General features: G+C 75.6%; 3 protein-coding genes. All 3 read right to left on the bottom strand.

Annotation, left to right across the window (positions count from 1 at the left end; genetic code table 11):
• Nucleotides 1–2: 2 nt before the first annotated feature.
• Nucleotides 3–1,232 (bottom strand): cytochrome P450, encoded by a 1,230-nt coding sequence (locus J5Y05_RS09090; protein ID WP_210870151.1) that lies wholly within the window; start codon nt 1,230–1,232, stop codon nt 3–5.
• Nucleotides 1,229–8,614: a non-ribosomal peptide synthetase gene (locus J5Y05_RS09085; protein ID WP_247614418.1), complete on the bottom strand. Its 7,386-nt coding sequence runs from the start codon at nt 8,612–8,614 to the stop codon at nt 1,229–1,231. The genes J5Y05_RS09090 and J5Y05_RS09085 overlap by 4 nt, the downstream gene beginning before the upstream one ends.
• A 114-nt stretch (nt 8,615–8,728) precedes the next feature.
• Nucleotides 8,729–15,040, bottom strand: a complete 6,312-nt coding sequence (locus tag J5Y05_RS09080) for a non-ribosomal peptide synthetase (protein ID WP_210870149.1) — start codon at nt 15,038–15,040, stop codon at nt 8,729–8,731.
• Nucleotides 15,041–15,064: the final 24 nt, after the last annotated feature.

Genomic DNA, 15,064 nt, shown 5'->3' with positions numbered 1-15,064 from the left:
GGTCAGTAGCGGACGGGCAGGGCGGTGAGACCCCTGTTGAGCAGGGAGGGCTGCCAGACCGGCCGGGCGGGGTCGGCGAGGGTCAGGCCGGGGTGGTCGCAGACCAGCGTGCGGACGGCGGCCACGGCGACCAGGCGGGCCAGGGCGGCGCCGATGCAGAAGTGGGCGCCGAAGCCGAAGCCGAGGTGGGTGGCGCCGCCGCGGCGGACGTCGAACCGGCCGGGGTCGGGGAAGCGGGCCGGGTCGCGGTTGGCGGCGGCGGTGACGAGGAAGATCCGGTCCCCGGCGCGCAGGGTGCGGCCGTCGAGGTCGAGGTCGCGGGCGGCGGTACGGATGGACATCTTGGACGGGCCGTCCAGGCGGAGGGTCTCCTCCACCGCCCCCTGGGCCAGTTCGGGTTCGGCCCGGACGGCGGCCAACTGGCCGGGGCGGGTGTGCAGGGCCAGGACGGTGTTGGCGATGAGGTTGCTGGTGGTCTCCCCGCCGGCGAACGCCATCTGGGTGAGCATGCCGGTGAACTCCTGCTCGCTGACCGAGTCGCCGACCCGGCCCTCCCGCAGGACCTGGCTGATCAGGTCGTCGCCCGGCTCGGCCCGGCGCCGGGCGACGAGCGCGCCGAGGTAGTCCTCAAGGCTCACCAGCGCCTGGAGGGAGGCCCGGTACTCGCTCTCCTCCTGGGCGGTGCCGAGGACGAGGTCGGCGACGCGGGTGTTCCAGTACCAGAAGGAGGGGCCGTCGGTGGGCGGGATGCCGAGCCAGCGGGCGAACACGAGGGCGGGCAGCGGTTTGGCGACGTCGGCCAGGAGGTCGCCGGTGCGGCCGGGCCGTGCCTTGCGGGCGAGGACTGCCCGGGTCGCCTTCTCGGTGAAGGCGCGGTAGCGGGCCACGGCGCGTGCCGCGAACGCCTCCTGGAAGACCTGGCGGAGCCTGCGGTGCCGGGGCGGGTCGTTGAAGACCATCCAGCGCGAGAGGATGCCGAAGGCCCGTTCGGCATCCTCGCGGGCGCCCTGCGGGACGGCGTCCATCAGGGGCCGTACCCGGTCGGCGGAGACGGCGGGGTCGCGCAGGCAGCGCATCACCTGGTCGTAGCCGGTGACGAGCCAGGCGTGGTGCAGGGGGCTCCAGTGGACGGGCGCGTGGTCACGCAGGGCGTCGAGGTGGCCGTAGGGGTCGGCGATCATGTCCGGGGAGAGCAGGTAGCGCTCGGTGGGGGCGGGGGCGTGGGTGGTCATCGGGTCTCTCCCTTCCCGGGGCGCCCGGCGGTGCCGGTGGTCCCGGTGGTCCCGGCGGTCCCGGTGGTCCCGGTGGTCCCGGCGGTGCCGGTGGTCCCGGTGGTCCCGGTGGCCTCCGCCGTGCCGGAGTCGTCGGTGCCGGAGTCGCCGATGCCGGTGAGCAGGGCGGCGATGCCGCGCACCCGGGGCTCGGCCATCATCGACATGTGGTCGCCGTCGCTGATGTGCAGCGTGAGCCCGCCGCCGGCCACCTCGCGCCAGCGGGCGACGTAGGTGTCGTAGTCGACGTCCAGGCCGGGCATGGCGCGGCCTCGCGGCAGTCCGGCGGCCTCGCTGCCCACCACCAGGTGCACATGGCCGGGGTACGGGCGGACCTCGTACGCGGCGAGGGCGGCGAGCAGCGCGTGCCACACCTCGATCGGGGCGCCCTCGACGAGGGCCGCCTCGGACGGGCTCATGCCGGCGCCGAGCAGGGCCGCGGTCAGCTCGGCGGTGGCCCGGTCGCGCCGCGGGGAGGGCGGCAGGCCGCGCAGCCCCTCGCGCATGCGCAGGGCCTCCCGCAGATCCCGGGTGACGCCCAGGAGCCGGTCGCGGGCGGCGGTGTTGGGCAGGTAGGGCTCGATGAGGACCAGCGGGGCGACGGGGTGTCCGGCCCGGTGGAGCTGGGTGGCCATCTCCAGGGCGATGTTGGCGCCCATCGACCAGCCGAGCAGGGCGTGCGGGCCGGTGCCGCCGCGTTCGGTGATCTCGGCGACGTAGTTGGCGGCGATGCCGGTCACGGTGCTCGGGTCGGTGCCGCCGAGCAGGCCGCGCGCCTGGAAGGCGTGCACGGGGCGGCCGGGCGGCAGGGCGCGGGCGAGCGGGACGAACCAGGCGGCGCTTCCGCCGGTGGGGTGCACGCACCACAGGGGCTCCCCGGTGCCCTCGCGCAGCCGTACCTCGGAGGTGACGGCGGCGGGCAGCCCCTCGCCCGCGGCCCGTACCGCGTGCCGGGCGAGCCGGGCGAGGGTGGGGTGCTCGATCAGATCGGCCACGGAGACCGGCAGGCCGCGCGCGGCGGCCATGAGGGAGACCCGGACGGTGGACAGGGAGCTGCCGCCGATGCGGAAGAAGTCGTCGTGGACGCCGATGCGGGACAGGCCGAGGACCTCGCGCCAGATCTCGGCGAGGATCTTCTCGGCGGCACCGCGGGGGGCGACGTACTCGGTGTCCGTGCGGTCGGGTTCGGCCGGCGGCAGGGGCAGTGCCCCCTTGTCGGTCTTGCCGCTGCGGTTGACGGGCATCTCGTCGAGGACGACGAACCGCGCGGGCACCATGTACTCGGGCAGGGAGGCCAGGAGGGCGCCGCGCAGTTCCCCGGGGGCGGGCCGGTCGGCTCCGGAGACGACCAGGTAGGCGACGAGGGCCGGTTCGCCGGGCAGGTCGGTACGGTGCAGGACCACCGCCTGCCGGACCTCGGGGAGTTGCCTCAGCGCGTGCTCGATCTCCCCCAGCTCGATGCGGAATCCGCGGAGTTTGACCTGGGAGTCGCGGCGGCCCAGCCACTCCACGGAGCCGTCCGGCCGGTGGGTGCCGAGGTCGCCGGTGCGGCACAGTCGCTCGCCGGGGGCCCCGTACGGGTCGGGGACGTAGGTGGCGGCGGTCAGGGCGGGCCGGCCCAGGTAGCCGCGGCCGACGGCGTCGCCGCCGAGGTGGATCTCGCCGGGGGCTCCGGCCGGGACCGGCTGGAGGTCGTCGTCCAGCACGTGGACGCGGGTGTTGCGTATCGGGGTGCCGACCGGCGGACGGCCCCCTCCGGGCTTCAGCTCGGCGGCGAGGGACCACACGGTGGTCTCGGTGAGGCCGTAGACGTTCTGGAAGCGCCGGTTGCCCGACCACCGGTCGGCGACCTCGGCCGGGCATTCCTCGCCGGCCACCTGGAGCACCCTGAGGCCGGGGAAGGCGTCCTCGCCGAGGACGGCGAGGGCGCTGGGCGGCAGCATGGCGGCGGTGACGCGGTTCTCGCGCAGGGTGCGCGCGAGGTCGGGACCGGGGCGCAGGGCGTCGGCGGGGGCCGTGACCAGGCAGCCGCCGTTGGAGAGGGACCAGGTGAGTTCCAGGATCGAGGCGTCGAAGCCGAAGGAGGCGAATTGCAGGACCCGGTCGTGCGGGGCGGGGTCGACCAGGTCGCGCTGGCCCTCCAGCATGTTGGACAGGCCGCGGTGCGGGATGCCGACGCCCTTGGGCGTGCCGGTGGAGCCCGAGGTGTAGATGATGTAGGCGAGGGTGTCGGCGTCGGCCGCCGGGCCGCCCGGCACGGGCTCCTGGTGTCCGGCGGGGGCGTCGAGGTGGACGACGGGGCCGTCGAAGGGCACCGTGCCGGCCAGCCCCCGCTGGGTCAGCAGTACCCGCATGCCGCTGTCCCGCGCCATGAACGCGAGCCGCTCGGTGGGGTGTCGCGGGTCCAGCGGCAGGAACGCGCCGCCGGAGCGCAGCACGCCGACGGCGGCGCGCACCAGGTCCGGGCCGCGTTCGGCGCAGATGCCGACCACCGTCTCGGGTCCGACCCCGAGCCTTCGCAGCCGGCGTGCCAACTGCTCGGCCTGTTCGTTGAGTTCGGCGTACGTGAGCTGGTGTCCGAGGTGCTCGACGGCGGGGGCGTCCGGGGTGCGGGCGGCGTGGCCGGCGATGTGCTCGTGCAGCAGCAGCGGGGAGGACGGCACGACGGGGCCGCGGGCCCAGTCGTCGAGAGCGGTGGCGCGGGCGGCGCCGGTGAGGGCGGGCCGGGTGACGCGGCCGTCGGGGGCGGAGGTCATCGCCTCCAACTGGGCGCAGTACACGTCGGCCAGTTGCCCGGCGGTGGCGGGGGCGAGGTACTCCGGGTCGGCGTCCAGGGTGAAGGCGTTGACACTGGCGTTGACCAGCAGCGGGAACATGGTGCGGGCGATCTCCAGGGAGTCGTCCCAGGAGTCGTGGGAAAGACGGTGGAAGTTGACGTAGTTGAAGACGGCGTCGGTCAGCCGCGGTTCGGTGGGCCGGAGTTCGGCGATGCGGACCAGGGGGACCCTGCGGTGCGGCAGCATGCCCTGCTCGGCCCGGAAGACGTCCCGCAGGTAGGCGAGCCAGGTGCCGCGCGGGCGGGCCACCCCGAACGGCACGGTGTTGAGGAACAGACCGCGCATCCCGTCGGCGCCGGGCAGCTCGGGGCGGCCGTTGGTGACCAGGCCGATGCTGTGGCCGAGGGCGTCGTCGTCGCGGCCGGCGAACAGGCTCATGGTGTGGTGGAAGGCGGCGATGAGCACGGTGCGGCGCGGTACGCCCGCCTGTCTGGCGAGCCGGCCGATGCGCTCGGCGAGGTGGGCGTAGGAGCGGCGGACCTCGTGGACCGGCGGGTGGTCCCCCGCGACGACGTCGGCGCGGCGGCGGAAGGTGACGGGCCGCAGCTCGGCGAGCCGGTCGCGCCAGTACGCCAGTGACTCCTCGCTCCGCAGCGCGGCGCGTTCGAGGGCGACGTACTCGGCGAACGGCGGGGCGTTCGGCGGCTGCGGGGCGGTGCGGTGGGCGACGGCCTCCCGGTGCAGGGCGAGCAGGTCGGCGACGAGGGAGGTCAGGCTCCAGCCGTCCAGGACGACGTGGCAGTCGGTGAGGACGAGCCGCAGGTCGTGGTCGGTGACGTGGTGCAGGTGGAGGCGGACCAGGGGGGCGGCGGTCAGGTCGAAGCGGCGGTCGAACTCCTCGTCGACGAAGCGGCGCAGTCGCGCCCGCTGCTCCTCGCGCGGCAGTGCGCGCAGGTCGGTGTAGCCGACGGGGAGGTGCGCGGTGCGGTGGACGAGCTGGAGGGGCTCGCGGTAGGTGACGAGGTCGACGGAGGTGCGCAGGATGGGGTGTCCGGCGACCACCGCGTCCACGGCGGCCTGGAAGGCGCCGAGGTCGAAGCCCTCGGGGACGGTGATCTTCAGGTCGGTGACGTTGTGGTAGGCGCCGCGCCGGGGGTCGGCGAGCATCTCGTGCAGCATGCCCGCCTGGAGCATGGTGAGCGGGTAGGCGTCGGCGAGGTGGCCGGGCAGCCGGGCGGCGTCGGCGGGGTCGAGCTGGGAGAAGGGGGCGACGGGCTCGGGGGCGTCGACCGCGTCGGTGACGAGCGCGGCCAGGTCGGCCAGGGTGCGGGCGCGGAAGACGTCGGCCACGCTGAAGGCGAGCCCGGCGAGGCGGCCCAGGCCGACCAGGCGCAGGGCGAGGATGGAGTCGCCGCCGAGGTCGAAGAAGTTGTCGGTGCGGCCGATGTGTTCGGTGCCGAGGACCTGGCTCCACACCCCGGCGAGGGTCTGCTCGACGGGTCCCTCGGCGGGCACGTGGGCGCGGTGTCCGGCGGCCCCGCCGCCCACGGCGGCCAGCGCGGCGCGGTCCACCTTTCCGTTGGCGGTCAGCGGCAGCCGCTCGTGGCGGACGAACAGGGCCGGGACCATGTGGTCGGGCAGGCTCAGCCGCACTCCCTCGCGCAGGGCGGGCGGGTCGAGGGGGCGGGCCTCGGGCGTGACGACGTGCGCGACCAGCCGGGCCGTGCCGCCGTCGGCGCGGGCCACCACGGCGACGTCCCGGACGCCGGGCAGGGCGCGCAGCGCCGTCTCGATCTCGCCGGGCTCGATCCGGTACCCGCGGATCTTCACCTGGTGGTCGGCGCGGCCCACGTACTCCAGCCGGCCGTCGGGCAGCACACGCACCAGGTCGCCGGTGCGGTACATGCGGGCGCCGGGGGCGGCGAAGGGGTTGTCCGGGAAGCGTTCGGCGGTCAGTTCGGGCCGGTTGCGGTAACCGCGGGCGACGCCGCCGCCGGAGACGTACAGCTCGCCGACGGTGCCGGGCGGGGCGAGCCGGCCCCAGGGGTCGAGGACGTATCCGTGCTGTCCGGCCAGTGGCCGTCCGATCGGCGAGCGGACCGTGCCGCGGACGTCGTCCTCGGTCACGGTGTGGACGGTGACGTGCACGCAGGTCTCGGTGATGCCGTACATGTTGACCAGGGCGGGGCGGCGCCCCGGGGCGGTGAACCAGTCGCGGTAGTCGCGCACGTCGAAGGCGTCGCCGCCGAAGATCACCGTGCGCAGCGCCAGGTCGTCGAAACCGGCCCCGGCCTCCTCGATCCGGGCGCGCAGCCCCTTGAAGGCGGCGGGGGTCTGGTTGAGGACGGTGACGCGCTCCTCCCGGAGCACGCGGTGCACCGCCTCGGGGTCGCGCACCTCGTCCGCGCCGAGCACGACGACGCGTCCGCCGCGGGTGAGCGGCGCCCACAGTTCCCACACGGAGAAGTCGAAGGCGGGCGAGTGCGTCAGCGTCCACACGTCGGCGGGGCCGAAGTCGAAGTGGTGGTCGGCGGCGGCGAGGAGCCAGGCCAGGTTGGCGTGGGTGACCTCCACGCCCTTGGGCCGGCCGGTGGAGCCGGAGGTGTAGATGACGTAGGCGAGGTCGTCGGGGGCGGGCCGGATGTCACCTCCGTCGTCCGGGGCGGGCTCCCGGCCGGCGTCGTCGAGCAGCACGAGCCGGGCGGGCAGGGAATCCACGGCGGTGCGCGTGGCAGTGTCGGTGACGATCCAGTCGACGCCGGCGTCGGTGATCGTGAACTCGCGCCGGGCGCGCGGGTGGGAGGGGTCGAGCGGGAGGTAGGCGGCGCCGGCCCGCCAGATGCCGAGCAGGGCGACCGCCAGGTCGGGGGTGCGGTCGAGGCAGACGCCGACGAGTGAGCCGCGGGCCACCCCGGCGGCGCGCAGCCGCCGTGCGAGCGCGGAGGCGCGGGCGTCGAGCCGGGCGTAGGTCAGGGAGCGGCCGGAGCCGCTGACGGCGACGGCGTGCGGGGTGCGGGCCGCGTGTCCGGCGAACCGGTCGGGCGCGGTGCGCGGGTCGGCGGTGAGGGTGGCGGCGGTGTTCGCGGGGCCGTCGGGGCCGAGGAGCCGGCCGCGTTCGGCGGGGGTGAGCGGGTCGATGCCGCCGAGCCGGGTGTCGGGGGTGTCGCAGAACGCCTGGAGCAGGGTGACGGTGTGCCGGGCGAGGGCGGCGACCGTGGCCTCCTCGAAGAGGTCGGGCCGGTAGACGAAGGCCAGTTCCGTGCGGTCGGCGCCGTCGCGCAGGTCCAGGGTGAGGTCGAACTTGGCGGTGGTCAGGCCGATCGGGTACGGCGTCCCGCTCGCCCCGCCGAGGGAGATGCCGGGCGTGGCGGCGCCGGAGTGCGTGTAGAGCACCTGCACGAGCGGGTTGCGGGCCAGGTCGCGGTCGGGGCTGAGCGCGTCGACGACCCGCTCGAAGGGCAGGGACTGGTGCTGGAACGCCTCCAGGACCAGGTCCCGGGTGCGGGCGAGGAGTGTGGCCGGGGTCGGGTCGTCGGAGAGGTCGCCGCGCAGCACGAGGGTGTTCACGAAGAAGCCGACGAGCTGCTCGGTCTCGACGCGTTCGCGGTTGGCCACGACGGTGCCGACGGCGATGTCGTGCTGACCGGTGTGGAAGGAGAGCGCCGCCTGGAACGCGGCCAGCACGGTCATGTAGGCGGTGGTGCCGGCGCGGCGGCCGAGTGCGGCCAGCTCGCCGGTGAGGGCGGGCGGCAGGGTGACGCGGTGGACGGCCCCCCGTCCGGAAGGGGTCTCGGGACGGGGGTGGTCGGCCGGCAGTTCGAGCGGGGTGAGCCCGGCCAGGCGGGTGCGCCAGTGCTCCAAGGCGGCGGACTGGTCGTCCTCGCGCTGCCATATGGCGTAGTCGGTGTATTCCAGGGGGAGTTCGGGCAGTTCCGCGGCGCGTCCCCGCGTCCTGGCGCCGTACAGCTCGGTCAGGTCGCGGACGAGGAGGTCGAGGGACCAGCCGTCGGAGACGATGTGGTGCATGCCCAGGACGAGGACGTGGTCCTCGGCGCCGGCGCGTACGAGGCCGGCGCGGAAGGCGGGTTCGCGGGCGAGGTCGAAGGGGCGCAGGGCCGCCGCGTGCACGGCGGCGGCCAGCCGGCGTTCGCGGTCCTCCTCGTCTTCCCCGGTCACCTCGGTCACGTCCAGGACCGTGCCGCCCGCGGGCAGGACCCGCTGGTGGGGCACGCCCTCGTGCTCGGGGAAGACCACGCGCAACTGCTCGTGCCGGGCGGTCAGGTCGGCGACGGCCGCGGTGAGGGCCGGCACGTCCAGGGGACCGGTCAGACGCCAGGCGGCGGGCAGCAGGTAGGTCGGCGTGCCGGGGTCGATCCGGTCCAGGAAGTACAGGCGCTGCTGGGCCGCGGACAGCGGGACCCGCTCGGGTCTCGGCCGGACGGGGGCGGGTCCGCTCTCCCGGGCGGCGGACCGGCCGCGCAGCCGTTGTTCCAGCAGGCGCCGGGCGGCCGGGGTGAGGGGGCCGCCGGTCGTGACGGGGCCGGGACGCACGTCGGATGTGGTCATGGGGCGCTCCGATCTCGGTTCTGGGGAAGGAAGTCGGTGGGGGCGCGGTCGCCGCCGGTACGGGCGGGCGGTGTGGCGGGGCGGGCGGCCGGTGTGGCGGTCAGAGGACGGCTGTCAGAGGTCGGCCGTCAGGGACAGGTCGATCTCGTCGTCGCTCATCTGCGAGATCAGCTCCAGCAGGCGCCGCTCCACCTCGGCGGCGAGCCGCTCCACGGTGGGGTGCTCGAACAGGTCGCGGACCTGGAGCGGGCAGTCGAAGGCGGTCCGCAGGCGGGAGGCGACCGCGACCGCGCGCAGGGAGTGGCCGCCCAGGGCGAAGAAGTCGTCGTGGACGCCGACCTTCGGCAGGTCGAGCACCTCGCACCAGATCTGCGCCACGACCGTCTCGGCCGGGGTGCGCGGCGCGACGGCGGCGTGCGCGGAGGACGCCTCGGGCTCGGGCTCGGGCAGCGCGGCGGTGTCCAGCTTGCCCTGCACGGTCAGGGGCAGGGCGTCCAGGAGGACGAACGCGGCCGGGACGAGGTAGTGGGGCAGACGGGCCCGGCAGTGGGTACGCAGGGACTCCTCGGTCACTCCGCGGCCCGCGGCGTAGCCGACGAGGGCCGGCTCGCCGCCCCGGGTGCGCACCACGACGGCCGCGCCGCGCACCCCGGGATGCGCGCGCAACACCGCTTCAGCCTCTCCCGGTTCGACGCGGAAACCGCGGATCTTGACCTGGTCGTCGTTGCGGCCGAGGAACTCCATCTCCCCGTCGGGCAGTCGGCGTACGACGTCGCCGGTGCGGTAGAGACGGCCACCGGGCGGGCCGAACGGGTCGGGGACGAACCGCTCGGCGGTGAGGGCGGGCCGGCCGAGGTAGCCCCGGGCCATCTCCGGTCCGCCGAGGAGGAGTTCGCCGGGCACGCCGACGGGTACGGGTTCGCCGAGCGGGTCGGTCACGTAGGCCCGGCGGCTGCCCAGGGGCCGGCCGATGGGCACCCGGCCGGCCGGGGCCTCGCGGGCGGTGTGCGCGGTGGCGGAGATCACCGTCTCGGTGGGGCCGTAGGTGTTGGCCACGGGGACGCCGGGCAGGCGGGCGAACCAGTGCGCCAGCGGGTCGGCGGGCAGCGCCTCTCCCCCGGTCACCAGCAGCCGCAGGGTGGCCAGTCGGGGGGCGAGCGTGTCCAGGCGGGCCACCAGTTCCGTCCAGTACGAGGGGGTCAGCTCCATGACCGTCACCCGCTCGGCGGCGACGTACGCCGCCAGTTCCTCCGGCGTCCAGATCTCCTCGGGGCGCACCAGCACCGTCGCCCCGGTGCTCAGCGCGGGCAGGACCTGCTCCAGCGAGGCGTCGAAGGAGGTGGAGGCGAAGGTGAGCACCCGGTCCCGCGCGGTCAGCCCGAACGTCTCGCGGGCGGTGGCGACATGGGCGTCCAGGGCGTGGTGCTCGACGCCGACGGCCTTGGGTCTGCCGGTGGAGCCGGAGGTGAAGATGACGTAGGCGAGGTCGTCGGGGAAGGGGGCGTGGCGGGGCCCGGCCGGGTCGGGGAGGACGTCGCCGACGTCGACGCTCGTGCCGCCGAGGGCCGCCGCCAGGTCCCGGGTGCCCGCGTCGCACACCAGGTGTCCCACCGCGGCCTCCTCGCACATGTGGCGCAACCGCTCCTCGGGCAGCCGGGGGTCGAGCGGGACGTGGACACCGCCCGCCCGCCAGACGGCGAGCATCGCCGCCACGGACCACACACCGCGGCCGACGCACACGCCCACGGCGTCGCCCGGGACCGTGCCCGCGCGGACCAGCGCCGCGGCCAGCCCGCCGGTGAGGGCGTCCAGGCGCGCGTGGTCCAGGGTGGTGTCCCCGCAGACGACCGCCGGGGCTCCCGGCACGCCCCGCACCTCGAACGGCGGCGCGGGTTCCGCGTCCCGTCCGGCGTCCGCGACGAGGTTCCGCCGCTCGTCCGCCGAGAGCAGGGCGGCCTCGTCGGCGCGGGCGGCGGGGTCGGTCAGCAGGGCGTCGAGGACGCGGCCGACGTGATGGGCGAACCGGGTCGCGGTGTCCGGTTCGAACAGGTCGGCGGCGTACTCGACGTTGAGCGCGAAACGGTCCGGCCGGATCACGAAGGTGGCGGTCAGGTCGAACTTCGCCGACCCCCAGGGCAGCGCGAAGTCGGCGGTCCGCAGACCGGGCAGGCCGCCGCCGGCCCCGGAGGACTCCTGGACGTCGACCATGGCCTGGAACAGCGGGTTGCGGGAGAGGTCGCGCTCCGGCCGCAGCCGCTCCACGACCTGTTCGAACGGCACCTCCTGGTGGTCGAAGGCGCCGAGGACCACGTCGCGTACCCGGTCCACGAGGGCGCCGAAGGCGGGCCGTCCCGACAGGTCGGTACGCAGCACGACGGTGTTGACGAAGAAGCCGATCAGCGGCTCCAGTTCGAGCCTTCCGCGGCCGGCGACGGGCGTGCCCACGCAGATGTCGTCCTGCCCGGTCCAGCGGGCCAGCACCGTCTTCGCGGCGGCCAGCAGCACCATGAAGCGGGTCGCGCCGTGCTCGCGGGCGAGGGCGTCGACGCGGTCGACGAGCGCGGGCGGCAGGTCGATCTCCACGGCACCGCCCCGGCCGGTGAAGGCGGGGGGCCGTGGCCGGTCCGTGGGCAGTTCCAGCACCGGGGCGCCTTCGAGGACCCGCTCCCAGTAGGCGAGTTGGGGTTCCAGGGCGCCGCTGTCGGCGCGCTCGCGCTGCCACACGGCGTAGTCGCCGTACTGCACGGGCAGCGGGGCGGGGCGGGCACGCCCGCCCGTCGCGCGGGCCGCGTAGTGCCGGCCGAGTTCGTCCAGCAGCACGTCCTTGGACCAGCCGTCGGTGACGGCGTGGTGGAGGGCGAGCAGGACGACGTGGTCGTCGTCGGCCAGCTCCCAGACGCCGGACCGCAACAGCGGCGGCCGGCCGAGGTCGAAGCGGCGGGTGGCGTGCGCCGCGGCCAGGTCCCGTACGGCCTCCAGGCGGGTCCGCTCGTCCGGGGCCGGTGGCGCCGGTTCCCAGAGCAGCGGCACCGTGCCCGGGTCGCAGACCTGCTGCACGGGGCGGCCGTCGATCTCGACGAGGGCGGTGCGCAGCACCTCGTGCCGCTCGGCCAGGTCGTCCAGGGCCGATTGCCACGCGGCGCGGTCCAGACCTCCGCGCACCCGCCGGCAGTACCAGAGCAGGTACGACTCGCCGTGGTCGGAGGTACGGTCCAGGAACCACAGGCGTTCCTGCGCGAAGGACTGCGGCAGCGGTCTGGCGCGGTCGACGGGGACGATCCCGGCGGCGCCGACGGCACCCGCCGCCGCCACCCGGGGGGCGAAGTCGCGGATGGTGGGGTGCTCGAAGACGGTCCGCAGTTCGATCTCACGGCCGAGGCGCTGGGCGATCCGGGAGACCGCCATGGTCGCGAGCAGGGAATGGCCGCCGAGGTCGAAGAATCCGTCGTCGATGCCGATCCGGTCCAGGCCGAGGACGTCGGCCCACACCTCGGCGACGATCCGCTCGGTCTCGTCGCGGGGCGCGGTGTAGGCCGGATCGTCGGCGGGGCGGGTGTGCGCGGGGTCGGGCAGGGCGGAGCGGTCGAGCTTGCCCGACACGCCGACCGGGAGGGCGTCCAGGACGACGAACTCGGACGGGACGGCGTAGTGCGGCAGGTGGCGGGCGCACCAGGCGCGCAGTTCGGCCCGGCCGGGCGGGGCGGGCGCGTCCGGGGCTGGTACGACGTAACCGGTGAGGCCGCGTCCGGTGGCCCGGTCGGGACGGGCCGCGGCGGCGGCGACCAGCGGGCAGGCCCGCAGCACCGTCTCCACCTCGCCGAGTTCGATCCGGAAGCCGCGGATCTTGACCTGGTCGTCGCGGCGGCCGAGGAACTCCAGCTCGCCGCCGGGCGTCCAGCGCGCCAGGTCGCCGGTCCGGTAGAGGCGTCCGCCGGGCGGCCCGTAGGGGTCGGGCACGAAGCGCTCGGCGGTCGGCCCGGGGCGCCCGAGATAGCCGCGGGCCAATTCCGTGCCGCCGACGAGGAGTTCGCCTCCGACGCCGGCCGGGACCGGTTCGCCCTCGGCGTCGACGACGTACACACGGCGGTCGCCCAGAGGCCGGCCGATGGGCACGGTGTCCCCCGGCGGGCCGACGGCGTCGTGGGTGGTGGCGGTGACGGTGGTCTCGGTGGGCCCGTACGCGTTGCAGACCCGCACTCCGGGGACGGCGGCGTGCCAGGCGGCGAGGGTGTCGGCCGGGACGGCCTCCCCGCCGAGGACGAGCAGTCGCAGGGAGCCCAGGGCGGCGGCCAGCCGCCGGTCGAGGGAGAGCGTCAGCTCCGACCAGTAGGTGGGCGGCATGTTGACGACGGTCAGGCCGTGCCGCTGGACGATCTCGGGCACCTGCGTGGGCAGCCAGGGCTCGTCGGGCCGCATGACGACGGTGGCGCCGCAGGTGAGGGCGGGCAGCACCTGGTCCAGCGAGGCGTCGAAGGCGAAGGAGGCGAAGGCCAGGACCCGGTCGGCGGAGGTGATACCGAAGCGCTGCCGGGCGGCGGCGACGTGGGAGGCGAGGGCGGCGTGCTCGACGCCGACCGCCTTGGGCCTGCCGGTGGAGCCGGAGGTGAAGATGACGTAGGCCAGTTCGCGGGGGTGCGGCCGGTGACGGGGGGCGTCCGCGGCCGGGGGGAGCGCGGCGACGTCCACCGTGACCGGGGCGAGCCGGGCGGCGGCCCCGGCGGTGCCGGGTTCGGTGACGACGCAGGCGAGCCGGGCCTCCTCGGCCATGTGGCGCAGCCGCTCGGCGGGCAGTTCCGGGTCGAGGGGCACGTAGGCGCCCCCCGCCCGCCAGACGCCCTCGATGGCGGCGACCGACCACGGGCCGCGGCGCAGGAGCACGCCCACGGGAGCGCCCGCGGTGACCCCGGCGGCGCGCAGCGCGGCGGCCAGCGTGCCGGTCATGGTGGCGAGCCCGGCGTAGCTGACGCTGTCCTCGCCGCAGCGCAGGGCGGTGGCGCCGGGATCGCCGCGGAAGGCGACCGGCGGCGCCGGCTCGGCGGGGCGGTCGGCTGCCCGGTGCCAGTCGGGCCGGGGCCGGCCGCGCCCGGCGGGGCCGACGAGGCCGTCGGGCAGGGCGCGCAGCAGCTCCCGCACGGGGGTGTCGGGGTCGGCCAGGACGGCCCTGAGCAGGGCCGTGTAGGAACGGGCGAAGGCGCGCATGGTGGCGGCGTCGAAGAGCGCGGTGGCGTACTGGAGTATCGCGGCGACGCTGCCGTCGCCGCGCAGGGTCAGGTCCAGGAAGACGTCCAGCGGGGTCTCGGTGAGCGGCGGTTCGACCAGCGTCACCTCCAGACCGGGCATCCGTACCGGCCGGATCGGCGCGTTGAGCAGGGTGAACGACGCCTGGGCGAGCGGGTGGCGGGACAGGTCCCGGGAGCCGCCGAGGGCGGCGACGACCAGGTCGAAGGGGGCCTCTGCGTGGGCGAGGTCCACCGGCACGCGGCCCTGTGCCCGGTCCAGCAGGGTGCCGAAGCCGGGCCGGCCGGCCAGGTCGGCGCGGAGCACGACGGTGTTGACGAGGGGCGCGATGAGCCTGTCCGCGCCGCGCCGGGCCCGGTCGGCGAGCGTGCTGCACACGGCGACGTCGGTACTGCCGCCCGCCCAGTGTCCGAGGAGCGCCTGGTAGGCGGTGAGCAGGAGGGTGTACCGGGTGACGCGCCGGGAGCGGGCGAGGGCGTCGACCGCGGTGACCAGTTTGGCCGGCAGGTCGAAGCGGACCACGTCGCCGGAGCCGTCCCAGACCCGTGGACGCGGCCGGACGGTGGGCAGTTCGAGCGGGGTCAGACCGCGCAGCCGCTCGCGCCAGTGGCTCAGGAGACGTTCCAGCCGTTCGCCGCTCAGCCGTTCGGTCTGTGCGCGTGCGAGGTCGGCGTGGCGCAGCGGGGGCGGGGCGACCTGCTCACCCCGGTAGCCGGCGGCGAGTTCGTCCAGGAGGATGCCCCAGGACCAGCCGTCCACGGCGATGTGGTGCACCTCGACGAGGAGCAGGTGCTCGTCGGGTGTGACGCGGGCGAGCACGGCCCGCAGCGGGTGCCGCGCGGACAGGTCGACGGGGCGTCCCAGCCTGCGCGCGAAGAGTTCCTCGGGCCCGTCGGCCTCGATCCGCTCCAGTACGACGCCCGCGGGCGGGTCGACCACGGGTACCGGCTCACCGCCGACGGCGCGGAACCGGGTGCGCAGCACCTCGTGCCGCGCCACGATGCCGGACAGCGACCGCTCCAGCCGGTCCGCGTCCAGTGGGCCCCGCAGTCGCAGGACCAGCGGGAGCGTGGAACCGGTGGAAGAACCGGCCAACTGGTCCAGGAACCACAGGCGGCGCTGCGCGAAGGATGCCGTGTCGGGGCCGACGTCGTTCGGAGCCTTGTCGTGGGCCGGTCCTGCTGTCACTGTGAGCCTCCAAGCGGTGTTTCG

It is taken from the genome of Streptomyces tagetis, assembly GCF_018069565.1.
In the GTDB taxonomy this organism is placed as follows: domain Bacteria; phylum Actinomycetota; class Actinomycetes; order Streptomycetales; family Streptomycetaceae; genus Streptomyces; species Streptomyces tagetis.
Note: the sequence above shows the minus strand (reverse complement) of the source record. Positions and strands in the feature narration are given on the sequence as shown.

Excerpts from the sequence above, each read along its gene's own strand:
- J5Y05_RS09090 (WP_210870151.1), bottom strand. The coding sequence starts at position 1,232 with ATGACCACCCACGCCCCCGCCCCCACCGAGCGCTACCTGCTCTCCCCG.
- J5Y05_RS09085 (WP_247614418.1), bottom strand. The coding sequence starts at position 8,614 with ATGACCACATCCGACGTGCGTCCCGGCCCCGTCACGACCGGCGGCCCC.